This window comes from Marinobacter manganoxydans MnI7-9 (assembly GCF_000235625.1).
Lineage (GTDB): Bacteria > Pseudomonadota > Gammaproteobacteria > Pseudomonadales > Oleiphilaceae > Marinobacter > Marinobacter manganoxydans.
Window position 1 is genome coordinate 147,204 of sequence record NZ_AGTR01000026.1, and the last position, 21,427, is coordinate 168,630.

General features: G+C 57.7%; 21 protein-coding genes, 1 other RNA gene and 1 pseudogene. 1 reads left to right on the forward strand and 22 read right to left on the reverse strand.

Annotated elements, in window-relative coordinates; genetic code table 11:
• Positions 1 to 1,677: a long-chain fatty acid--CoA ligase gene (locus tag KYE_RS21315; RefSeq protein ID WP_008171819.1), complete on the reverse strand. Its 1,677-nt coding sequence runs from the start codon at positions 1,675 to 1,677 to the stop codon at positions 1 to 3.
• Between the two features lie 188 nt (positions 1,678 to 1,865).
• Between KYE_RS21315 and KYE_RS07035 the strand changes: the two genes are divergently transcribed.
• Positions 1,866 to 2,351: a MaoC/PaaZ C-terminal domain-containing protein gene (locus KYE_RS07035; RefSeq protein WP_008171821.1), complete on the forward strand. Its 486-nt coding sequence runs from the start codon at positions 1,866 to 1,868 to the stop codon at positions 2,349 to 2,351.
• A 45-nt stretch (positions 2,352 to 2,396) separates the two neighbouring features.
• Here the strand turns inward: KYE_RS07035 and KYE_RS07040 are convergent, their stop codons facing one another.
• The 21 genes and pseudogenes from KYE_RS07040 to KYE_RS07135 all read right to left on the reverse strand — a co-directional run bounded on the left by KYE_RS07040 (position 2,397) and on the right by KYE_RS07135 (position 21,425).
• The gene (locus tag KYE_RS07040) at positions 2,397 to 3,401 is read right to left on the reverse strand and encodes an AgmX/PglI C-terminal domain-containing protein (protein ID WP_039881893.1); all 1,005 of its coding nucleotides are present in this window, start codon (positions 3,399 to 3,401) and stop codon (positions 2,397 to 2,399) included.
• Positions 3,394 to 3,882, reverse strand: coding sequence for an ExbD/TolR family protein (locus KYE_RS07045; protein ID WP_008171825.1), 489 nt, complete (start codon positions 3,880 to 3,882; stop codon positions 3,394 to 3,396). Before KYE_RS07045 ends, KYE_RS07040 begins: the two co-directional genes overlap by 8 nt.
• Positions 3,879 to 4,409 (reverse strand): ExbD/TolR family protein, encoded by a 531-nt coding sequence (locus tag KYE_RS07050; RefSeq protein ID WP_008171827.1) that lies wholly within the window; start codon positions 4,407 to 4,409, stop codon positions 3,879 to 3,881. The genes KYE_RS07045 and KYE_RS07050 overlap by 4 nt, the downstream gene beginning before the upstream one ends.
• Positions 4,406 to 5,031: pseudogene (locus KYE_RS07055) on the reverse strand (MotA/TolQ/ExbB proton channel family protein). The gene KYE_RS07050 and the pseudogene KYE_RS07055 overlap by 4 nt, the downstream one beginning before the upstream one ends.
• Before the next feature lie 16 nt (positions 5,032 to 5,047).
• On the reverse strand, positions 5,048 to 5,395 hold the full coding sequence (locus KYE_RS07060) for a hypothetical protein (RefSeq protein ID WP_008171829.1): 348 nt from the start codon (positions 5,393 to 5,395) through the stop codon (positions 5,048 to 5,050).
• Complete coding sequence (locus tag KYE_RS07065) at positions 5,396 to 5,881, reverse strand: tetratricopeptide repeat protein (RefSeq protein WP_008171831.1); 486 nt, start codon at positions 5,879 to 5,881, stop codon at positions 5,396 to 5,398.
• Complete coding sequence (locus KYE_RS07070; protein ID WP_008171833.1) at positions 5,871 to 8,678, reverse strand: tetratricopeptide repeat protein; 2,808 nt, start codon at positions 8,676 to 8,678, stop codon at positions 5,871 to 5,873. The genes KYE_RS07065 and KYE_RS07070 overlap by 11 nt, the downstream gene beginning before the upstream one ends.
• Entirely contained in the window at positions 8,675 to 10,081 is a 1,407-nt protein-coding gene (locus KYE_RS07075) for a hypothetical protein (RefSeq protein WP_008171834.1), read from the reverse strand. The genes KYE_RS07070 and KYE_RS07075 overlap by 4 nt, the downstream gene beginning before the upstream one ends.
• Positions 10,082 to 10,087: 6 nt before the next feature.
• On the reverse strand, positions 10,088 to 10,564 hold the full coding sequence (locus KYE_RS07080; protein ID WP_008171835.1) for a hypothetical protein: 477 nt from the start codon (positions 10,562 to 10,564) through the stop codon (positions 10,088 to 10,090).
• A gap of 427 nt (positions 10,565 to 10,991) precedes the next feature.
• Entirely contained in the window at positions 10,992 to 12,170 is a 1,179-nt protein-coding gene (locus KYE_RS07085; protein WP_008171836.1) for a vWA domain-containing protein, read from the reverse strand.
• A 34-nt stretch (positions 12,171 to 12,204) separates the two neighbouring features.
• Complete coding sequence (locus KYE_RS07090) at positions 12,205 to 13,047, reverse strand: AAA family ATPase (RefSeq protein ID WP_008171837.1); 843 nt, start codon at positions 13,045 to 13,047, stop codon at positions 12,205 to 12,207.
• Between the two features lie 17 nt (positions 13,048 to 13,064).
• Positions 13,065 to 15,170, reverse strand: a complete 2,106-nt coding sequence (locus KYE_RS07095) for a VWA domain-containing protein (RefSeq protein ID WP_100169469.1) — start codon at positions 15,168 to 15,170, stop codon at positions 13,065 to 13,067.
• 41 nt (positions 15,171 to 15,211) lie between these two features.
• Positions 15,212 to 15,556, reverse strand: coding sequence for a hypothetical protein (locus KYE_RS07100; RefSeq protein WP_008171839.1), 345 nt, complete (start codon positions 15,554 to 15,556; stop codon positions 15,212 to 15,214).
• The gene (locus tag KYE_RS07105; RefSeq protein ID WP_008171840.1) at positions 15,556 to 16,002 is read right to left on the reverse strand and encodes a YcgN family cysteine cluster protein; all 447 of its coding nucleotides are present in this window, start codon (positions 16,000 to 16,002) and stop codon (positions 15,556 to 15,558) included. The genes KYE_RS07100 and KYE_RS07105 overlap by 1 nt, the downstream gene beginning before the upstream one ends.
• Positions 15,999 to 16,292: a YcgL domain-containing protein gene (locus tag KYE_RS07110; RefSeq protein ID WP_008171841.1), complete on the reverse strand. Its 294-nt coding sequence runs from the start codon at positions 16,290 to 16,292 to the stop codon at positions 15,999 to 16,001. Before KYE_RS07110 ends, KYE_RS07105 begins: the two co-directional genes overlap by 4 nt.
• Positions 16,289 to 17,446, reverse strand: coding sequence for a ribonuclease D (gene rnd, locus KYE_RS07115; protein WP_008171843.1), 1,158 nt, complete (start codon positions 17,444 to 17,446; stop codon positions 16,289 to 16,291). Before rnd ends, KYE_RS07110 begins: the two co-directional genes overlap by 4 nt.
• Positions 17,447 to 17,477: 31 nt before the next feature.
• Complete coding sequence (recR, locus tag KYE_RS07120) at positions 17,478 to 18,080, reverse strand: recombination mediator RecR (RefSeq protein ID WP_008171846.1); 603 nt, start codon at positions 18,078 to 18,080, stop codon at positions 17,478 to 17,480.
• Positions 18,081 to 18,111: 31 nt separating this feature from the next.
• Positions 18,112 to 18,435, reverse strand: a complete 324-nt coding sequence (locus KYE_RS07125; RefSeq protein ID WP_008171847.1) for a YbaB/EbfC family nucleoid-associated protein — start codon at positions 18,433 to 18,435, stop codon at positions 18,112 to 18,114.
• A 3-nt stretch (positions 18,436 to 18,438) separates the two neighbouring features.
• Positions 18,439 to 20,307: a DNA polymerase III subunit gamma/tau gene (gene dnaX / locus KYE_RS07130; RefSeq protein WP_008171849.1), complete on the reverse strand. Its 1,869-nt coding sequence runs from the start codon at positions 20,305 to 20,307 to the stop codon at positions 18,439 to 18,441.
• A 164-nt stretch (positions 20,308 to 20,471) separates the two neighbouring features.
• Positions 20,472 to 20,568, reverse strand: an RNA gene (gene ffs, locus KYE_RS21075) — signal recognition particle sRNA small type.
• Positions 20,569 to 20,669: 101 nt separating this feature from the next.
• Complete coding sequence (locus KYE_RS07135) at positions 20,670 to 21,425, reverse strand: 2OG-Fe(II) oxygenase (protein ID WP_008171851.1); 756 nt, start codon at positions 21,423 to 21,425, stop codon at positions 20,670 to 20,672.
• Positions 21,426 to 21,427 lie beyond the last annotated feature (2 nt).

Genomic DNA, 21,427 nt, shown 5'->3' on the forward strand with positions numbered 1-21,427 from the left:
TTACTTGTTGTTCGCCTCGTCCCGCAGTTCGCGGCGCAGGATCTTGCCCACATTGGTCTTGGGCAGTTCGTCCCGGAACTCAAACTTCTTGGGTACCTTATAGGCGGTGAGCCGTTCGCGACAGAATTCCTTGAGCTCGTTTTCTGTCACGCCCTCCGCCGTGGGCACCAGGTAAACCTTGACTGCCTCGCCGCTCTTGCTATCGGGTACGCCAACGGCGGCACACTCGACCACCTTCGGATGGCTGCTGACCACATCTTCAATCTCGTTCGGGAATACGTTGAATCCCGAAACAATGATCATGTCTTTCTTCCGATCGACAATGCGGATGTAGCCGTCTTCCTGGATCAGGGCGATATCCCCGGTACGCAGGTAGCCGTCCTCGGTGAAGGATTTCTGGGTGTCTTCCGGGCGCTGCCAGTAACCGCGCATGACCTGCGGGCCTTTGACACACAGTTCTCCGGGCTCACCCAGGGGCGTTTCGTTGCCCTCGTCGTCCAGGGTTTTTACCAGAGTGGACGGAATCGGGAGGCCGATGGTACCAATCTGAATCGCGCTATGGGGGTTAAAAGTGACCACCGGAGAGGTTTCGGTCATCCCGAAGCCTTCGCAGATCTCGCAGCCGGTAACCCGCTCCCACATCTTGGCGGTGTCACTGGTCAGCGCCATACCGCCAGAGGAGGTCAGCTTCAGGCCACTGAAGTCCAGAGCCTGGAACTCTTCGTTGTTGCAAAGCGCAACAAACAGCGTGTTCAGGCCGAGGAAGGCAGTGAACTTGTGGTTCTTCAGTTCTTTTACAAAGCCCGGGATATCCCGCGGATTCGGAATCAAGACGTTGTGGGCGCCCGCCTCAAGCATGATGCCGCAGTTCAGGGTAAAGGAATAAATGTGGTAGAGCGGCAGCGGCGCGATAACAACCTCCTGACCTTCAACCACCATGTCTTCCATCATAGGCCGGGTCTGCAGCAGGTTGGCTACCAGGTTACCGTGGGTCAGCATTGCGCCTTTGGCCACACCGGTCGTCCCGCCGGTGTACTGAAGCACGGCAATGTCATCCTGCTTGCACTCTACCGGGGTGAATTTTTCACGGGCGCCGGCACTCAGAACGGCAGGCAGCTTGTGGGCCTGGGGCAGATTGAACGGCGGCACCATCTTTTTGACATGCTTGACCACGGCATTCATCAGCGTGCGCTTGATTGGCGAGTGCATATCCGCGATTTCGGTAACAATCACGTGCTCGATGCCAGTGTGTGGCAACACCTTCTCGGCGTTCTCGGCCATGTTCGCGAGAACCACCAGCGCCTTGGCTCCGGAATCGTTGAACTGATGTTCCATTTCCCGCGTGGTATAAAGCGGGTTGGTATTCACTACAATCAGGCCAGCTCGCATTGCGCCAAACACAACGACCGGGTACTGGCTGACGTTCGGCATCTGCACCGCGATGCGGTCGCCAGGTTTCAGGTCTGTCTTGTTTTGCAGCCAGGCTGCAAAGTTGCGGCTCTGGGTGTCGAGGTCACGGTAAGTGAGAGTTGCACCAACAGCACTGAATGCGGGACGGTCGGCAAACTTTTTGACCGACTGCTCGAATACATCCACCATGCTTTTGTACTTGTTCAGGTCCACCTCGCGGGGCACGCCGGCGGGGTATTTATCCCGATAGAACTGCTCAAAATCCATCACCATCTCCTGTTTGGCGCTTTTGATTGTAATGATTTACCGATGTCAGGTTGATCAGAAAATCAACCCTACAAAGGTATCAGCCTCAAAAAAGTGGGGAGAGAATAGCAGTTTTGTAACCGATGAGGTAGTTTTCGAGACTCTTACCCGAACACCTGTACTCAAATGACAACAGTGCGGAGCACGCGATGAGCGATACCCTTGATACCCTGGAAAATATCACCTACGACGAGCTGAACGAGGGCGACACCGCCACCTTTACGCGCACCCTCACCGAGGACGAACTGGTGCTGTTTGCGGCGGTCTCCGGTGATGTAAACCCGGTACACCTGGACTCCGAATTTGCAGCCGGCTCCATGTTCAAGGATCGGATTGCCCATGGTATGTGGAGCGGCTCCCTGATCTCGGCGGCGTTGGCAACGGTCATGCCGGGCCCCGGTACCATCTACCTGGACCAGAGCCTGTCTTTCAAGCGGCCGGTGAAACTGGACGACACCCTCACCGTTCAGTTGAAAATCCTCCGCAAGGAACCGAAAGGCCGGGTCGTGGTCGAGTGCGACGTACGTAATCAGAACGATCAGAAGGTGGTCATCGGGGAAGCGAAGGTCATCGCGCCATCGGAGAAAGTGTGTCTGCACAAACCCCGGTTGCCGAAAATCACCATCGAAAACTAAGCTCGCCGTGTCGGGCAGTCCCTCGCTGGCTGCCCGATCAAGTTATCAGCCGGGCAGGAAATCAATCGGAAATCTGACCTTCCGGGCCTCAACATTGTCAGCCCCGAAATTGAACAGCCGCACGCGCATGGCAATCCGCTGTTCCAGCGTGGGGTGCTCGAGCTCTGAGCTGACCACCTCACAGGCAGACACCGAGCCATCCGGTTCGATTACCAGCTCCAACAACACCTTGCCCTTGAGGGTCGGATCCTGCCGAAGCTCCCGCCGGTACATGGAATAGAGTGCCGTTTTCTGGGCATCGAATACTTGCCGGATATTACTCATTGCCCGTTCGCCAACCGATGGCTCGACCTTTGCCGGCCTGGCGGCCACTTTTCGGGATTCTTCCTCGGGCGCATCAACCGTTTTGACCTCATGCTCAGCCACAGCGACAGTGGTTTCCGGCGCCGGAGCGTCCTCCACACCACCGCTTCCACTGAGGACTTGCTGAGAATCCTCGCGCGATTTCGTTGCTTCGGCCGCCTCCGACTGTGTGTTGACCGCAAACTCACGGGCTGGTGTGGGTTCAGGCGACCTGAGTGAAGCCAGCTTGTCTCTCATGGCCAGCAGCCCGGAGCGGGACGCTTTTTCCCTGGCTTGCTCGGTGGTCTGCTTGGGCTTCGGCTCGGATACGGCCTGAGGTTCGGATTCTGGTTTTGGGGCAGGCACAGGGTCGGGTTCAACCCTGGCAACTTTCGGTTCCGGCTGCTTTGGTTTTTCTTTCTTCGCTTCCTTCACTTCCGGTTCTGGCTCAGGTTCTGGCTCGGGCTGAACTGGCTCCGGTGGCACAATCGGTTTAGGCTTCTCCACCAGCCGCGCCAGCCGGGGAGGAACCTTCTCGGCCTCGCTGCGCTCAACCTCCGGTACATCCAGCATTGGGATCAGGAACGCCGGTGGCAAAAACAGCGCCAGCATCAACAATACAATACCCGTAAATCTTCGACTCTCGCCGAGATCACGACTCCATGGCAGCCCCGAACCCGTCGCAGGGGAATATCCGTTATCAGCCATTACGGACCTCCCCTTCCACTGCGAGGCGCACCTGTCGATATTGTTCATCAACACAGGTCTGCATGACCTTGCGAAGCAATCGGTAATCGGTATCCCGGCCCGCCATTATGGTTACCTCAAGCCCCTCCTCGGGAATTTCAGCCCAGCGGTTGCGGCGCCAGGAAAGTTCTTCCGACAGACCGGCGATATAGGTGTCAGCGTTCTCTATGCCATCCAGTCTTGCCACTTCGCTGCCCTGGACCAGAATGGCATTGCCCGTTACCTGAACTGTCAGGCTCTCAACTGCCTCCTGTTGAGCCGTGGACTTTGGCAAAGGCACGTCTGCGGTGTTCTGCATCACCTTCACATCCGAGGAATTCACCATCAGGAAAAAGACCAGGATGGTGAAGATGTCCATCAGCGACACCAGGTTCAGGCCCCCGGGCTTGTGCATCCGGCCGTAATGCCGACGAATTCTTTTCGCCTTTCGGGACGTTCTCATGCGCCCTCCCCTGATTCGGCACTGGCGTTTGCGGCAAGCTTCCGGTCTTCAGGTGCATCCATCAGCGAAACATCGGGAAACAGCTCCCCCTCAACCACGCTGGCCGCGACGACCGCCGGATAAGAGCGGACGGTATCCATGGCCGTGACCAGCGTCTGATAATCGATGTCCGGTCCGACTTCCAACACCACGTCAGTTTTATCCGGCACACGGGTTTTTATCTGCCGTAGTACCTGACGAAGGTTCGCAAAATCCTGCCCCTCCTGGCCCACGGGCAGCACCCGGATCAGGCCGCGGTCACTGTCGGCGATCTCGATACCTTCCGGAATCAGAGTAACCACGAGCCGGAACTCTTTAGCATCCGGCGCCTGCCCGGCATCCATTCCCGGAAAATTCAGCTCGATCATCCGGACCTGGCTGAACACCATGCCAAGCAACAGAACGGGTACCAGCACAATCATGAGATTGAGAAAGGCGGTGATATCCAGCTCCGGCGAACTACTTAACCTGCGGTGACGGCGTTTCATGGTTCAGACACAATGTTCAGCAACTTCACCCCGGCCATTTCGAAACTGTCCACAATCTCGTTGGTGCGGGTCTGCAGTACCGCGTGGAACATGAGCAACGGGATCGCCGACATCAGGCCGAAGGCCGTCGTGTTCATGGCACGGAGATACTTTCTGACAGCAGGGTTGCCTTCTGGGAGGGATCTGCCGCCGCCACGGCGGTAAACGCAGCAATAAGACCAATAATGGTTCCCAAAAGGCCGAGCAGCGTGGCGATATTGGCCAGGGTCGCGAGGTACTGGGTGCGTTTTTCCAGGCGCGGCAGCACTTCCATCAGGCCCTCTTCCATGGCGTACTCGATATCCTCTCGCCGGCTGTTGCTGAGCAACCGGCCAATGCCGGCGCCCATGATCGAGGCAATAGCGCTGTCGGAGTTGGTGGCAGCTTTCATCGCCCGCTGATAGTCCCGTTTTCTCAGCAGCGGCAGGATGCCTCGCTCAAAGGCAACCCGGTTACGCCGCCGCACCGCCGAAAGATAAAAGAACCGTTCCAGAGTGATGGCCAGCCCCAACGCCAGTACGATGGCAATGGGGTACATGAAGGGCCCGCCTTCCTGGAAAAAACGTACGATAGTGTCCAGCATGCTTGTTCTCCCGTTATTACTTCGCAGTCACTGCTGAGTCTCCGAGGGGACTCAGGATCAGAGGGTTGAGGTTTTCGCGAAACAGACGGTGCCGCTCCAGGGCGACCGGGTCAGCCGGACGGACCAGTTCCGGCGCCTCGTCATTCAGGTTCGCCCTTGGTCGTTTTGGCAGGCTCGGCGCCTGCCAGGGCAATATGTAAAGTACCCGGGGCTCGTCTTCGCCAAGACTTGCAGACAGGCCCTCAACACTGAGCCTGAGAGTGTCATCCTGATCCGCCTGCGCCTGGTTGACGAACAACACCTGAAGGCCTGCCAACAGCAGCGCGTTAAAGAGGTTTTTAGAGGTTTTCCGGCTACCAATCATTTATTCCAGCCTCCTTTCCAGGTCCGCAATCCACCCGGCCACCTCCTGGTCGTCTGCTTTGGTCAGTTCCCGGTACCGGTTGTAGTGCGTGAGGGCTGTTTTCAGATCCAGCAGATAGAGTTCGGCAATCACCGCCAGATTGAAATGCAGCTCCGCTACATCCGGTGAATGGGAAATGCCTGTTTCCAGTAATTTCACGGCTTCGGCGAACCGGTACTGATCCTTCAGGACCAGCGCCAGATTGTTCACGGTCACGGCATTGGTGGGGTCCAATTCCACGGCTTTCTGCCAGGCTTTCGCCGCTGCACCTTTGCGACCTTCTTCGAAGGCCTTGCGCCCTTCCTTTTCAAAGCTTGCCGCCATTTCCGGATCGGCTTTGACCGGCTCCTGTGGCTGCCGGACTTCCTGACCGGCACAACCGGTGAGAAACACCAGCAGCAGGAATGCCCAACGCAGCCCTTCTTTACGTAACGGATTACACCCCATCGTTAGACTCCATGTTCCAGCTGAGCCATTTGACACTCCGCTCGTAGCGTCCCGGGTGCAGTTCCGCAAGAACGCCAAGGCTTCGACCTATCCAGGCGTCATAGCCCTCCGATGTAATCCGGCGGTGGTTTTCCGTGTGCAGTTGAATGGCCTTCTCTTCGAAGGGATACGCTTCTTCTTCAAGCAGCATCTGGTACTGCATGGCCTCAAGCTCATTCAGGTCCGAAGGTACGGCTGACGTCATCAGGTCTTTGGCCAGGCCCCGGTAGAGCTCTGCCCGGCGAAACAACGATTCAGACAGAACGCGCTCGCCGCCGAGGGCTTCGGCGTCCAGGAATCGCTGTCGAGCGGTTTCCAGTGCCTTCTGCTTGCGCGCCAGAGATTGTTCCAGAGGCTTACTCAGGCTGATGCTGGTAAACGCGGCAGCCGCACGGGCGCCAAGCACCAGAGAAGACCGGGATGCCCACTCAAGGGTGTCGGCACTGTGCCAGGCGCTGCCCAGTTCTGACTGCACCAGTGCTTCTCGCCAGTGATCCGGATCGTCACCAGTTTCTGTCAGGCGATAACGGAAGGTCTGCAGGCGCTCATGTTCAGATCCGTCGCCAGCCTTCGGGCCGGTAGCAAGATAGTCCCTGTACAGGGCATTCCGCTCCGCTACATTGCCGGCCTCATTCAGCAATTCCGAAGCCCGCAGCCGCAATTGCCAGGGGTTGGCATGATTTTCAGCGGCCTGCAGCAATTCGGATGCCGCCCGGGTGGGTTTATCGGACTGAATCCAGGCGTGTACCAGCTTTTCACTGATACCCGCAGTCAGATCATGTTGCGGGTGGTCGGTGCGGAACTCTTGCAGGTCGACAACAGCGGCTGTCCAGTCCGATGCCTTGAGCAAGGTATTGGCGGCGTCGTAACGGGCCCGGATGGCGATTTCCGAGCCGGGTAACACTGAATCAACCCGCCGGAAATGACCCACAGCCTCTCCGAGCCTGCCCTGGAATGCTGCCACTTCCCCCTGGCGATAGACAGCTGTCGCCAGTTGCCTGCGAATCGCCGCCAGCTGGTCGCCAGTCACATCCTTGAGCTGATCGCTCTCGGCAAGATCCAGCGCCTGATTCCAGGCACGTTCCGCCAGTCCATAATCGCCCTCTTTCTGGCGGATCCGGGCCGTTACCTGCCAAGCAGCGTATTGCTCTGCCGGCGATGCCCCGGGGGCGGTAAGAACCTGCGAAGCATAGTGCAACCCCCGCTCATGCTCGCCGGCAGCAAGCCAACGGGCAGCCAGATCCGCCATCAGGCCGGAAACCCTGTTATCACCCGCGTATCGCTCGTTAAAACGATCGGCTTCGTCTGAAAGATCCTCCAGACCAGGCCTGAACGCTGCAGCCCCGTACTGCTGGTCGATGCCGTCTCGCAACAGAGTGACGGCGGCCCAGGCAGCATCTGCTGCCTCACTGTAACCGGGCGCCTCATAGGCAGCCTTGCGAAAGTTCGCCAGCGCCTTCGGAAAGTGGCCCGCCTGCAATCGGGCATCCCCGGCAAGGCGCAAGACCTCACCGCTCTGGGCAACCCGGGGCGCCAATCCTTCATAGTAAGTGGCAGCCTGTGCAAAGGCAGACTCAGAGTTTGCAACCTGCCCCTGTTCCGCCGAGCGGGCGCCCAAATCATAGTGATAGTCCGCCAGCCGTCTGCTGAAGCTCCGCCACTTGTCCTGCTGGCTCCCATTCAGCCCGGCAAAGGCGGAATCCAGGCTATAGCTGTGGACGAATCGGGCCCGGGCCGTACGAACCCGCTCCGCGTCACCCCCCCCTTGCCAGACATCCACCACCTGCAACCGAAAGGCGGGAACGGAATGGTGATTCGGGGAAGACTCGATGAAGGCCCGGTTAGCGGCAACACTGGCCCTGGTCTCGCCCTGGATGGCGTAATAATCCGCGAGCCGGTCGAACAACAGGTGTTCCCAGGGGCGCGGCTGGGCCTTATCCAGCCACGCAATGAGGGTGTCCGGCCCACCCTTTCGGGCCGCCATCAATGCCAGCACCCGGAAGGTATCGTCGATGGTATCAACACTGGATTCACTGACCGACGCAAGGCTCTGTTCCTGCGGCAGAAACTCGTCCAGAACCTCGACAAACGTGCCTGCGGCCCTGTTCCATGCAGACGGGCCCTGTTTGAACTGGCTCCAGCCAAGCATGTATCGGGCCTTGGTGCTGAACTCTTCGCTGTCGCCGGATTCAATCAATTGCCGGTAGCCGCTTTCTGCCTCAGCGTACTGGCCAGCACCAAAGGCGGATTCCGCTAACCGGAACCGGGCCTCCGGTACCAGAGGCGAATCAGGGTAGAGCCCCACCAGCTGTTTCAGCCTCTGGATCGACGCATCCTGCTGTCCCGTCAGGGCATGGGCCTTGGCCATCTGGTAAAGCAGTTCATCCAGCCGCCCACCATAGGAGCCGCGCGCCAGAATGGACTCGTAGCTGCTGATCGCTTCGCTGTAGACCCTTTCCTCTTCGGCCGGAGAAAACCCTATGTCTTCACCTGAACGGTCCCGGATATTGCTCAGGCGGTTTAGGGCATCAATCCGGACCTCTGGTTCGTCGGATGTGCGGAACAGGCGATGGTAACGGCGGGCAACTTCCGAAGGCGAGATTGCCGGCATGGGCCGGCTTTCAAAGGTCAGGAACACCGGGCGCATATCCCCGATGGTCTCGCCGTCCCGGCCCAGTTCCACACGGAAAGATTCCTGGGCCACAACCGGCGCAACCATAAGTAAGGAAAGGCAGAAGCTCTGAAACGGCCGGATCATGGCTGGGTCTCCTCCAGGTTCTGAAGGGCGAGGTATTCATACAGGTGAGCAATCTGCTGTTCGGTTTTGTCCAGTGCGAAGGCCATCTGCTGGTCCCTCGCTTCGACATAGTCGAGAGCCAAATCGTCCAACGCCGTTTCAGATGCTTCAAGCAACTGACGAACCGCCAGCAACAGCGCTTCGTTGCGCTCTGTCAGTGCTTCGGCTGAGCGACGTAACCGTTCCAGGATTTCCGGTTGCCCCGATGCCTTGCTCTGGACCTGGCTCAATCGGGTCTGGGCATCCGACAGGGTTTTCCGAAGAGCCTCGATACGGGCTTGCTGGCCGGGACCGGCGCTATCCGCGAGGCGCAGCAGCCGTGCACCGAGCTCCGCCCCCCGCGCATTAAGATCAGCGGTGCTTTGCCTGGATTCCTGCTGATGGATGCCGACCAGCTGTTCTTTCAGAGCGCCCTGAAACACCTCCAAATCGTGACCGTGGCGTTCAAGTTTTACCGCCATCGAACGAAGGGCTGCCACCCGCCCTGCGGCCCTCTGGACGCCAGGGTCCTCCATGAAGCCAAGAAGATAGGCCATTCGCGGTTGAGTCAAGGTGCGGCTGTCGGCAAGAAACCAGTCAACCCCGGTCTCCCTGGCATCTTCCACCAGGGTTTTGTAGGCGCCCTGTTCGCGAATCTTGCCGGCAAGTTTACGAAGCGTGACCCGTTCACTCTCGAACGCAGCGTTGGCCGCAAGGTAGGCTTCTCCAGCCTGCCCGAGATAGCCGGAGAGATCGTAGCCGCGCCCCATCCCTATCCATGCGTCGGCAACTCCCGGGTAGGCCAAAGGATATTTCCTCGCTCGATGCCAGCTCTGCATAGCGGCCCGGTGATTGCCTTTTTCTGTCAGCGCCAAGCCGTGCAGGTAAAGGGCCCGCGGCGTGTTGAAACTGTCGAGATCGACCTTCTCCAGAAAGCCGATCGCTTTATCGAATTCGCCGTGCTGGTAGGCAAGGTAGCCCGCACGTACCAACAGATTATTCTCCAGATGCTGGCTACGCTCGGAATCGGCGTCACCATCGGACATGGCTAACGCAACCCGCAGAGCAACCAGCGCTCTGGCCGGGTTAAGATCGGATTTCGCGTAATCACTGGCAAGATTGAGGTATCCCAGAGCCGCCCAGTAGCCCTCTTTCATACCGGCCAGGATGCGCCCGGCCTCATCGGTGCGGCCTTCGGCTCGTGCCTTCTCAGCATCTTCATAGAGCGCTTGCTGTCGTCTGTCCCCAAGATCGACGCCGACTTCTCCCGCCTGCCGGAATTGCTTGAGACCAGAAAGGACATCATCCGGCATTACCGGCGTGGCCGCCCCGGAAAAGCCGGAAACAGTCAGAGGTAACACAAACAGGAGGACCCGGAGCATCATGGCGCCCTACTCCCACTCCACGAAAGAAACCCGAGGTTCGTAATCGGGCGCCCGGGCTTCCAGACTCATCTGCAAACGGAGTACGCCGGGGCGTTTTCTGAACTTATGGGTGGATTCCCGCCGCACGAAATCATCATCGGCAGAGCGAGCGGTTATCACCGTTTTCAACTCATGCTCGCCGTTTTCCAGGTTCCCGGTGAACAACTGCTGGATTCCGCCGCGTTCAAGCGATGTCCGCTCTCTATCGGAATACAGGTGGGAAGCGACAGGTTGGCCATTCAGGAAGAGCTCGACGGAATCAAGATCGAGCGCATCCCGGCTTTGAAGTGTCAGGAAAACTGCCAGTCTGGTATTGGCTGGATGCAGGACTTTCTGCTCAAGGGCGAATACGCGCTCGGAATGGCTGGCGATTTCAGCATTCAGGCGTTCGAGTTCCTCGTCAAGCCCGTCGGCGGCTGCAGCAGAGGCAGCCAGCAATGCCATAACCAGAGCCCCGATGCGCACTAACCTTTGGTGTTCTATCCGGCGCCTTTGTGATTGTTGTGAGCCGAACATAAGCCTCCTGCCTTTGTAGCTTCTGTAACTCATGCAAACTTCTGTAACAGATCGGCAGAAAGCGTAACACTTGGTAACCGCCAAGAACGGTATACAGATCACCAAATGGAAAACGTACAGCGAAAGCTTAAGCGGTCGGAAGAATGGGAAGAGTGTCGAGTTATTTGACAGAGTCAGGAGGGAAATCGGGGCGCCAGGAAGGCTCAGAGGATAAGTTGAATTTTAAACGACTGTTTTAGCAGCTTTTAAGTCAAGTGGCCCTGTATTTGCTCACTGGAAAGCGGCGGGAGTGCCTTCAGGCAAACCCGCTTGATATGCCGAGCTTTGCCGATGCCCTCAACCGCATCGGCTTTTTTTATTTACTCAGCTGCTTCATGGCCGACTCAAGGCCTTCAACCGTTAACGGGTACATGTGATCGTTAACGAGCTGCCTGGTCATACCCAACGAACCACCGCTACCCCAGTAACTCTCCGGGAGCGGATTGATCCAGACGACCTTACGGAAGTGCTCGGTGATGCGCTGGAACCAGGTGGCGCCTGCTTCCTCGTTCCAGTGCTCAATCGAGCCACCTGGATGGGAAATTTCATAGGGTGCCATGGTCGCGTCGCCGACAAAGATCACTTTGTAGTCGGGCGTGTACTTGTGAAGAATATCCCAGGTGCTGGTGGTTTCGTTCATCCGGCGGATATTGTTCTTCCAGACACTCTCATAAATGAAATTGTGGAAGTAAAAATATTCCATGTGCTTGAACTCAAGCCGGGCGGCCGAGAACAGCTCCTCGCACACGCGAACGTGAGGGTCCATGGACCCGCCCACATCGAAGAAGATCAGCACTTTTACCGCGTTATGCCGTTCGGGCACCATCTTCAGGTCCAGGTATCCGGCATTGCGGGCCGTTGAACGAATGGTATCGTCCATATCCAGCTGATCTGCTGCGCCCTGTCGGGCGAATTTACGCAGCCGCCTCAGCGCCACCTTGATGTTGCGAATGCCGAGGGTCACGCTGTCGTCCAGATCCTTGAACTCGCGCTTTTCCCAGACTTTCACGGCCCTGCCGTGGCGGCCTTTTTTCTGGCCAATCCGGAAGCCTTCCGGGTTGTAGCCGTTGGCCCCGAATGGCGAGGTGCCGCCAGTGCCGATCCACTTGTTGCCGCCGGCGTGGCGCTCCTCCTGCTCTTCCATCCGTTTCTTGAAGGTTTCGATCAGCTCCTCAAGGCCGCCGAGAGAATCGATCTTGGCCTTCTCTTCCTCAGAAAGGTGCTTCTCGAATTCCGCCCGCAACCAGTCGTCCGGAATCAGGGCTTCCAGCAGGTCGTCGAGATTCTCGATACCTTCAAAATAGGCCTGGAAGGCACGGTCAAACTTGTCGAAGTGGCGCTCGTCCTTCACCAGGCAAAGACGGGACAGGTAATAGAATTCCTCCATGTCCGCAAAGGCGAGCCGCTTCTGCAGGGCTTCCAGAAGATCCAGAAACTCCCTCAGACTGGCAGGCACCCGTGCGCGCCGGACTTCAAGAAAAAAATCAATCAACATAAAACGTGACTCTTGCCAATGATCTTGCCGAGAATCAGCTGCGGCGACGGGCCATGAAGGCGAGCTTCTGCAACAGGTGCACATCCTGCTCGTTCTTCACCAGGGCACCGTACAGAGGCGGCAACGCCGAGCTGGTATCCTTCTCCTGCAACATTTTTGCCGACAGCTCGTCGGCCATCAGCAGTTTCAGCCAGTCAATCAGCTCCGAGGTGGACGGCTTCTTCTTCAGGCCCGGGACCTTGCGCACATCGAAGAAGACTTCCAGGGCATCGCGAACGATTTGTTGCTGCAAGCCCGGGAAATGCACATCCACGATATTCTGCATGGTGTCATGATCCGGGAAGCTGATGTAGTGGAAGAAACAGCGACGCAGGAACGCATCCGGCAGTTCCTTCTCGTTGTTACTGGTGATCACCACGATCGGGCGTTTCTTTGCCTTAACCAACTTCTGAGTCTCATAGACAAAGAACTCCATACGGTCGAGTTCCAGCAAGAGGTCGTTAGGGAATTCGATATCCGCTTTGTCGATTTCATCAATCAGCAACACAACCTGCTCATCAGCCTCAAAGGCCTCCCAAAGCTTGCCCTTTACGATGTAGTTGCTGATGTCCTTGACCTTTTCATCACCCAACTGGGAGTCCCGCAGACGGGAAACCGCATCGTACTCGTACAGGCCCTGCTGAGCCTTGGTGGTGGACTTGATGTGCCAGGGAATCAGTCTCATCCCGAGGGCGGCGGCCATTTCCTCGGCCAGCAGGGTTTTCCCGGTGCCCGGCTCGCCCTTGATCAACAGCGGGCGCTGAAGCGCAATCGCTGCGTTGACGGCCATTTGCAGGTCATCGGTGGCTACGTACTTCTCGGTACCGGTAAACTTCATGGTCTGGTTCCTGTTGGTTACTTTTTCTGGTCTTTCTGGTCAGGTTTTTTCTTCGAGTCGTCCTCGGGCAATCCGGACTCGTCCTGATCATAATCGGGTAAATCGTCGAATTCGGACAGATCGAAATCTTCAAGCCCGAACTCCTCCTCATCATCATCTTCCGGCCCATCAGCGTCGGACGGATCGGCAATATCCTCCAGCTCCGGGATATCCTCATCCAACTCGCCAGGCTCTTCCTCCACCGGGGTATCCGCTACCGGGATGTCCTCTTCCAGTTCGTCGGTCGGTTCAATCTCTGGTTCCGTAAGCGCTTCATCTTCCGACTTCAGAGCGGCCTCATGTTCATCAATGACGGCCTCCAGCTCAGACATATCGTCCTCAAATGCTTCCTCGGTTACCTCAGGGATTTCCTCGGCTTCGACGTCCTCTTCCGGCTCTGAGACTGCCTCCGGCTCGGGTTCGGGTTCTAATTCGGTCTCGTCCTGCAGATCCTCAAGTGTTTCGCGCTCTGATGCTGCTTTCTCTTGCGCCTGCTGATCCTGTTTACGCTTACGGATGGCAAACCAGACCAGACCGCCAATGAAGAGAAGCCCACCGCCGGCTGCGCCGACCATCCACAAAGGCACGGCAAAAGCAGGTTCCGCGTCTTCCGGCTCCTCAGGGGCCGGTTCCGGCTCCTGGACCGCTGGCGCCTCTGGCTCCTCCACCTCGCTTACGTCGATGGGCGATGTAATCGCCGGTTCCGGCCCGGATTGCTCCGGCTCAGACACCGGCGGCTCCGGTTCAGACTGCTCAGGAGCGAGCGCCGGTTCTGTCACCTCCGACTCCGGCGATTCAGCCGGCTCAGCCCCTTCAGGCATCGTAAACCCGACGGTGGCGCTGAACTTGCGGCTGAAGGTCTGGCCATCGGCCACCACGTCAAAGGTGTAGAGGCCCGCGGCTGGCAAACGACTTACCGTATCCCGGTAAGTGCCGTCTTCCGGCGGCTGCTCTCCCGACAATACCTTGGTTCCACTTCTGCCATCCTCGGAGGTGATACTGAGGCTGACCTCAATCACACCCAGAAAATCGGGATTAGTGATTTTCTCCCCTTCTTCGAAAAAGCCGACCCGGAGCTTGAGGGGCTCCTGCAATGTGAATGATGGAGGCAGAGGATTGACCACCATCCTCAGATCGCTAACGACCGTAACCCGGCTGCCCTCTCCGAGTTCGCCATTAATGCGCCACTGCCCTGCCAACGGCTCATTGACCGTAATAAGATCGTAACCGGCTTCCCTGGCCCACCGGACGTTGTCGGGAAACTCCGAAAGATTAACGACCCGATCGTCCGGGCGCACGAGGGCAAGCTCCCGGGTGGCAGAGGTTTCAGACTCGCCCCAGAAAATCAGGGCGGTAAACTCACGAACGCCCTCGTCCACAGTAAAGCCATTGCCCTCAATGGGAATCTGCTCCTGTGGGACCGCGGTATTCAATGCCTGAAGAAATGCCAGGTTCAGCGCATCTGCTGTATCCGCCACCTGGAAACGACCGCCGGAGTCTGTCGCCAACGCTTTCAGAAAGTCGGTATCGGCGGCCTCAGAGAGAGCTACGGGGTGAAAGGTAGCGCCCCTTTCGATGAGATCAGCGACAATCGTATCCAGAATACGAGTTTCCTCTGCGGTATTCTTTGCAGGATCGTCGGAGATATCGACCTTGCCGTCGGTCAGCAGTATGAAGTGGGTCCGGCTCAGATCGCCGTCTGTGAAATAATCATCGCTGGCTGTCTCAATAGCCGCGCCAAGGTTTGTTCTGAGTGCGACCGAGTTAATCTGAGCTGAGCGCTGAATGGCCATTTCCCGCCATGCGTTGGTCACCTCACGGTGCGGCACCAGCATGTTGACATATTGCCCGAAGGTCCAGACACCCGCGGAGGCCCCCTCTGGCAACAGCCGGGCCAGCAGACGCACGGCGGGCTGTCGCAGGTTCTCCGGATCGGTGTCTTTCATGGAGCCCGAGATGTCGACTATGATCCGGACGTCCGACTGCTCCGGCAGTTGAACATCGTCGCTCTCCTGGGCATTCAGCCCGGCTGGCAGACTGAGCACGAAGCAAATTGCAACCAGCCCAAACCATCTCGATGTCATCTCTCTCAAGGCATCCATCCTTATCTTTTTTCTTTTTCGCGCTATTTACGAACAAGACGGTAGCGAACCAGATCCAACACCCAGACCAGCAGCATGACCAAGCCGGCGAGCCCCAGGTTAAACACGGCCCGACCTGAAGCGTCGGCGTCGCCAAGAATCATTTCATAGCCGCCGAACAGCCAGGCCGGAATCCACCAACCGGCCAGATCGGGTGATTCAACCGGCGTGAGCAGCAAGGCCACCAGGGCGGCGAGAATCAGGGTCCGCACTCCATAAAAAGGTAGAAAACGGATCAGGCTCTTCATCATGTAAAAGAACACGACAAAGGCTATAGCGTAGGCGGCCCAGAAAATCCCGTAGGCCATTTGTGCATCGGTATCAATCATTACAGGATCCAGTGAATGATATGTTCTTCCCAGTCTTCTTCCGGCACGCGGTCTTCTGAAATCACCTTGTGACGGATCGAAACGCCTGCTTCGTGCACCGAATCCGGATCCCCGCTTCGCAAGGGATGCCAATCGGCCAGCGGCCGGTCTTCAGCCAGGGTGCGGTAAGCGCAGGTGTACGGCAACCAATGGTAGTCGTTGACGGTACCGGGTGTCAGTACCGTGCAACCCGGCACCTTCTGAAGCCGCTCTTCGTAAACGGAACACTGGCAGGTTTCTTCGTTCATATAACGACACACCAGATCGGTGTGGTAGACCTCGCCGGTGTCTTCGTCTTCCAATTTGTTCAGGCAGCACTTTCCGCAACCGTCGCAAAGAGACTCCCATTCTTCAGGCGTCATCTCATGCAGGCGCTTGCGTTGCCAGAACGGCACCTGGGCAATCATGGATTGCGCTGATCCAGTTTGCGCTTGAAGTCCACCACGTACCCTTCCTGCTCTTCCGGCATTTGCAGAAAAAAGTCTTTCTCGCCAATGGCTTCCAGAACCTGCTTTCCGGTAGTTCTCGCAAGCTTGCGGTCGGGCGTCAGAACCAGATCCATGGAATGAACCGGCTGACCGAAAATACCCCGGAGGCTCTCGGGAAGCTCCTCCCACTTCTGTCCGCGCCGAACAAAAAGGTAGGTATCCTTCTTTTTGCTGCTCCGGAACACAGAGACAAATTCCCGCTCTTTCATGACTTCAGTAATTCCTCGATATCAGCGCGAACCGGAGCAAGAATCTGCGCCCGCCAGCCCTGGAAAAAATCGTGTTGCGCGAGGTCCGGTTGCTGTACAACTTTTTCCAAACGCTTTCTCGGCGCCAACAATTCCATTGGAATATCAGAATCTTCTGCCGCATTCCTGAAAAGACGCTTTAACTGTTTAAAGAATCCCTGCTGATCCCGGGACAACGGTGGCGCAATCCTCTCAAGGGACGAATTATCCGCGGTCGATCCCTGGCTAACAAGTTCAATCAGGGTATCGCCATACCGACGGACTGCGCCGGATGGTACTCCCTGAATGTTAGAAAGTTCCTTCAGGGACGCTGGCAGCCTTTCCGCGATCGCAATCAACAGTGCATCTGCCAGCACACGGTTCCTTGGCCGGTCCCGCCGCTGGCACTCCCTCTCACGCCAGCGCACCAGTTCCTTGAGAACACCCTGTTGCTGAGCCGAGAGGGTCCATCCGGCCCGCAGTTTCAGGTAATGGTTGTCGGGATCCTCCTGCCCTGCCAGTTCATTGGCAAAGCGCGCCGATTCCTCAACCAGAGCCGCTTCCAGACCGCGATCGCGAAGTAAAGCACTGACCCACTGGTACATCGGCTCCAGAAAACGGATATCGTCAATCGCGTAGCGTTGCTGAGCATCGCTCAGCGGTCTCGCCAGCCAGTCAGAGCGGGTGGCGGACTTGTCCAGAGTCTCACCGAACAGGGTTTCCACCAGCCTCGCGTAACCCAGGGAGAACCCTGCTCCGGCCATTGCGGCCCCGATTTGAAGATCAATGACACCGGCAGGTTGAAGATTCAGCCACTGGCGAAAAAGTTCCAGATCTTCGCTCATGGCGTAAAGAAGCTTTGGAGTGTCCGGGTCCGCCAGGACTTCCCGAAATCGTCCGGACTGCTCGGCAACGGAAGGGTCCACCAGGCAAAACTCGCCGTCGAGGCCCAACTGAACCAACCCCGGTATCGGGTAAAAGGTGTTTACCCGCTCAAATTCGGTGTCCAGCGCCAGGGGCTTGCCCGGTGCCCGATCCAGCCATTTGTCCAGTGCTTGCGGTTCCCGGATCCAGTCAATCCTGGTCGGAGCCGGGGGTACCTCAACTGCCACAGCGGCCTGGGCGGAAATATCCATAAACGTGCCTGGTAGGTTTATTCGGTCAGATTCAATCGGACAGTGGTTTGCGACCGCGGAATGCGTGAGTCAGGGTAAAGCCATCGACGTAACCGAGCTCTCCACCCACCGGTATGCCATGGGCCAGACGGGTTATCAGGATGCCCTGGCCATCAAGGCGATCGGCGATGTAGTGAGCCGTAGCCTCACCTTCCACCGTCGGGTTGGTCGCCAGAATCAGCTCAGTCACGCCTTCGTCGCGGATCCGCTTCAGCAGGCGTTCAATGCCGATTTCCTCCGGTCCAACGCCATCAATTGGTGAGAGATGCCCCATCAGCACGAAATAGCCGCCGCGATAGTCACCCGCCTGCTCAATGGCCAGAAGATCTGAAGGGCTTTCCACTACGCACAGGGTGCCCGTGCGCCGCTGGGGATTTTCACAGATCCCGCAGATCTCGGTGTCAGCAAAGTTCTGGCAGCTTTCACACCGCCGGACACCGCTCATGGCCTGGCTCAGCGCCTCAGAAAGTCGGGTGCCGCCGGAACGACCACGCTCCAGCAGATGGAAAGCCATGCGCTGGGCCGTTTTCTGGCCGACTCCGGGAAGACAACGAAGGGATTCTACAAGCTCATCAACCAGCGGGCTGAATGCCATGAAAGGTCCTCGAACGGCTGCAGGATGGAATTCAGAACGGCATCTTGAAACCGGGCGGCAGGCCCATGCCGGACATCATACCGGACATTTTCTCTTTCTGGTTTTCCTCGACGCGCCGCACGGCATCGTTCACCGCAGCGGCAAGAAGGTCTTCCAGAATATCTTTTTCCTCAGTCATCAGGGACGAGTCTATGTCCACTTTACGAACGTCGTGACGGCCGTTCATGGTGACTTTGACAAGGCCGGCTCCGGCTTCGCCAGTCACTTCGGCCTTGGCGATTTCTTCCTGGGCCTTCTGCATCTCTTCCTGCATCTTCTGGGCTTTTTTCATCATGTCGCCCATATTATTCATCATAGCTTATCTCCTGCTTGTCTCTGCCGGCCGGATACTGTCTTCCACTACCCGCGCCTCGAATCGTTCAACAATAGACTTTACGACCGGATCCCTGCGAATGGACGCCTCTGCGGCTTCCTGCCGCGCCTTTCTCTGGCGTTCCTCATAAGCCGCAGGGGTGTCTGGCCCGGGATTGCCCTGCTCTGTACGTAACTGAATGGAGTCGCCAAAGCAGTTTCTCAAGGCAGCCAGAATCTTTTCCTCGTGCCTGCTGTTCAACAGCCGGGCGTGCCCCTCATCAATGGTCAGCGTAATCACATCGCCATCTCGGGACATGGCGCCGTGACTGGCAAGATTACCGGGCATGCCCACAATGCCAAGACTCCGGAAATCACGGTGCCAGACGAATTCGCCCTCAGGCTCAGGCGCCTGCTCAACTGCAGGTTCTATCGCTGGATCGGGCTCCACAAACGCGGGTTCCGGAGCCGGGGCCGCCTGTTCAACAGGCTCCGCGGCAACTGCAGTTGCTGGCTCTTCGGTAACTGGAGCTTCGTCGCTTAAAGGATAGCTCTCTTCATACTCTCCAGCGGCCTCGGCCTGGGCATCCAGACTGGCCAGCCAGGATGCATCCTCATCCGCAACGGGTGGAGCGGCCGGCATCTCGGGTTCAGGCTCAGGCGTGGGTTCGGGCTGCGGTTCCGGCTGTTTTTGCTCTACCTGCGGAGTCGGCGCCGGGTCGGGCTCATCCCGTGGCTCGGAGGCCGCAGACTGACCGCCGGAGCTTATGGCCGGCGGCTCGCGCCGGTCAGCCCCGGGGCGGAAGGCAAGCATCCGGAGCAGGGTCATTTCGAACCCCATCCGGGCATCCGGCGTAATGGTAAGGTCTTTCCTCCCGATCAGCGCAGACTGGTAAAAAAGCTGGGCATCCTCGGCACTGAGCTTGCGAGCCAGCGCCTGGACCTGCTCGGCATCACCGAGGGCGTTATCGGCACTGCCCGGAACCACCTGTTCCATGGTCACCCGGTGAAAGAGCGATAGCAGATCGGCGAGGATCACACTGTAATCCGGTGCAAAGTCCGAAATCCGGCTGATTTCCGCCAGCAAGGCCGGGCCGTCGCCTTCAACGAGTGCATTCACAATGCGTTCAATATCCCGCTGATCAATCGTCCCCAGCATATTACTGACATCACTGGCGGACAGCTTCTGGTTGCCAAAGGCGATAGCCTGATCGGTGAGGCTCAAGGCATCGCGCATACTGCCGTCGGCCGCCCGGGCCAGGAGCCACAGGGCCGGTTCCTCAAATGGAATTTCCTCGGCACCCAGTACATGACGCAGATGGCCTGCGATGTGCTCCGGCGTCATGCGTTTGAGATTAAACTGCAGGCACCGGGACAGCACTGTGACCGGTAGTTTCTGGGGATCGGTCGTTGCCAGCAGGAACTTGACGTGTTCCGGCGGTTCTTCAAGGGTCTTCAGGAAAGCGTTGAACGATTGATTCGTCAGCATGTGCACCTCGTCAATGAGGTACACCTTGTAGCGGCCACGCGTGGGCGCATATTGGACGTTATCCGTCAGCTCACGCATATCATCAACGCCGGTCCGGGACGCGGCGTCGATTTCAATCAGATCCACAAACCGGCCTTCCTGAATCTCCTGGCAGCTCGAGCATTCACCGCAGGGGTTCGGGGTTACGCCGGTTTCGCAGTTGAGGCAGCGTGCAAGCAGACGCCCAATGGTGGTCTTGCCTACCCCACGGGTCCCCGTGAACAGATAAGCATGATGAAGACGCTGGCTTTCCAGGGCGTGAATCAACGCCTGGAGCACGTGTTCCTGGCCCACCATATCATCGAAAGTGCGTGGGCGCCATTTACGGGCAAGTACCTGGTAGCTCATGTTCCGCCAACTGCAGTGAAAAACGGGTTTAACCTTAGCACGGACAAAGATCCAGAAGAAGCAGACTTGATCCCGGAAACGCACGCACAAGTGCCGCACATAAGCTCATGGCTATCAAGGATAATCAGAAGAAAAAACAGGAGAGGAAAGAAAACTGGGGGTGACTCCATCAGCGACACCCCGGCACACAATTCCACCGCTGCGGCTGCTCCCTTCCGGGCCTGACCGGGTTCACGGTTTCATGTTGCGGAGGCACCAATGGAGCCACCATAACGGCGTTCCGGGACAATTCCCCGAAAGCGGCGCGCATATTAGCAAAAGGGTTTGCACACTACAATGACAAATCAGCACGCCCGCTACCATCATCCTTGTAAAGGCAGCGGCACTTCATCCTGGCGGAACCAGCAGGCCAGGCTGTAGCGAGTGCGGTTTGCCGGTAACACCTCGTGAGGCACTTCCTCGCTCATGAACAGGGCCATTCGTCCTGCCTCGGGCAACACGGTTCCGCACACTTCCTGATCATTGTCTCGGTTGAAAACCTCAAGGGCGCCACCGTCAGTTGCCTGCCAATCTTCATTCAGATAAAGCACCAGACTCACCACCCGGGATGCCCTGCCCTTGAAACTGTCCAGATGCTGTTTGTAGAAATCACCTGAATGGTAGGTAGCATAATGAGTCTCGAATCGCTTCAGCCCCAGAAACAGCCTTTGATTCAGACCCTGGCGAATGGATTCGAAAAACTCGAACAGCGCGGCCTGAGGAGCTGTAATGCCTTGCAGCCAGGCAATCTTGTCACGCCGCACCGACCGGTCTCGCACCAGATCACGCCCGCGCCCGATGCCGGCTTTTTTCATGGCATCGGTACGGTCCAGAATCTGCACTTCCTGTTTCAGCGCCGCCAACAGGTTGGCGCCCAGCCGCGCCCTCACATCCAGCGACATCCAGCCGTGCTCGCTCAGCCCCGAAGCCAGTTCATCCAGCCAGTCCTCAGACACCGGCGCCTGTTGGTCCGGCGTGAGATGCATCAACTGCACATCACTGCCCGCCACCGCATCCTGGGCGCTGTGCAAAGGTGTGATAAGGGGATCATTGATCGGAATGATTACCGGCGTTTCCATCG